This is a genomic window from Acinetobacter sp. 1566109 (assembly GCF_000582255.1).
GTDB classification, from domain to species: Bacteria; Pseudomonadota; Gammaproteobacteria; order Pseudomonadales; family Moraxellaceae; genus Acinetobacter; species Acinetobacter nosocomialis.
The window spans coordinates 1-1,712 of the sequence record NZ_JEYB01000164.1; the positions used below are offsets into that span (position 1 = coordinate 1).

1 protein-coding gene and 1 pseudogene are annotated in these 1,712 nt (G+C 38.7%); one reads left to right on the forward strand and one right to left on the reverse strand.

The annotated features are described in order from the left end of the window. Nucleotides 1–874: pseudogene (locus tag J582_RS27020) on the forward strand (hypothetical protein); the annotation flags it as partial. Between the two features lie 69 nt (nt 875–943). Here J582_RS27020 and J582_RS25020 read toward each other — a convergent pair. Next, nucleotides 944–1,537, reverse strand: a complete 594-nt coding sequence (locus J582_RS25020; RefSeq protein WP_032048916.1) for an HAD-IB family hydrolase — start codon at nt 1,535–1,537, stop codon at nt 944–946. Between the last annotated feature and the right edge of the window lie 175 nt (nt 1,538–1,712).

Below are 1,712 nucleotides of genomic sequence, written 5' to 3' on the forward strand. Positions count from 1 at the left end.
TAATCCTCTTGGTACTGTAACTGACATTATTGGTGGTGTAACTGGCGCTATTGGCGGTGTAACTGGTGGTGCTACTGGTAGCAATCCTGTTGGTACCGTGACCGATATTATTGGTGGTGTCACTGGTGGTGTAGTCGGAGGTGGAACTTCTCCACTGGCACCAGTTGTTAACGTCGTACAAAGCGGTATTGACGTGCTACAAGGTGTCGAAAGTCTAAAAACCAGCATTATTGATACAGGCATTAATACTGTTGCGGACACTGTAGTTGGCGTACTTCCTCAAACTGAACACCCTGTTACTGATATTGCTCACCTCGGTACATTAACTTTTGAAACTTCTCGCGATACTGTAAATGGTGCGCTTGAAGTTGTATCTGATTTAGTGGGTGGCAATATCCAAGGTGCAACTGATCATGCGACTGGTATTGTCAACACTCTCGTTTCAAATGGCACAACTGCGGCTGGCATTTTAACCGACATTCTTGGTGGTGCGACTGGTGCTATTGGCGGTGTTACTGGTGGTGTAGGCGGTGATACTCCACTTGGCACTGTAACTGACATTATTGGTGGTTTAACTGGTGGTGCTACTGGAAGTAACCCACTTGGCACAGTTACCGATATTATCGGTGGTGTGACTGGGGGTACAGCTGGCAGCAACCCTATTGGTGTCGTAACAGATATCGTAGGTAGCTTAACTGGTGGTGTAACTGGTACAGGTAGCACAGATGTTATTTCTAACTTATTAGGTGGAGTAACTGGTAACTTAGGCGGAGTAACTTCTACAGTATCTAACGTAACAGACACGGTTCATACTTTAGTACCTCAGTCACTACTTACTGACCACTTCTTAAATATCTCTGTACACACTGTTTAATAATCTTCAAGAAAGCCACTGATAAAGTGGCTTTCTTTTTTAAATATATTTTTAAATATTAATTAATAATTAATTCATCTCTTGCCATCTATAATATTTCTTATGTGCTAGCTCTAACATTGCATAATCATTAGGAGTATCTCCATAAGCATAAATTGTAGAATATTGGGTTAGATCATATTTATTTTTTATTCTATTTACTTTTTCTAAATAACCACAATCACCATTAATAAAATTACCCGTTAAAATACCATTATCTATTTCAAGTTGATTATAGATAACGTCCAAATCTAAAGACTGACACCAACTTTCTAAATAAACACCTAATGAAGCGGATACCACAACAACCTGATCTCCTTGCTGTTTATGCCAGTGAATACGTTCTAAAGCATTTTCACGAATACAGGTAGGAATTACCGTTTTAGCAAACTCTTGTCCCATATATTTTAGAAAATCCGCATCGTAGCCTATATATCCCACCTGACAGAGCTTAGTTCGTATGATTTTATCCGTTACCCATCCGAACTTATATCCTGCAATATAAGGCGCAAGCCGAAGACCACCTAATATTTGAGTTTTTCTACTCAAAGAGAATTTAAGAAATAAACTAAAAGTATCGTTATGAGTGATTGTGCCATCAAAGTCAAATAAAGCCAGATTCATTTATCATTATCTCTAATATAATTAAAAAGTTATAAATTTAGATTTTTAAAATTTTACTAAATAACAGGCACAAAAAAACCGCTATAAAAGCGGTTAATTCTTCAAGTTGGTGCGCTCAGAGAGATTCGAACTCCCGACCCCTTAGTTCGTAGCCAAGTGCTCTATCCAGCTGAGC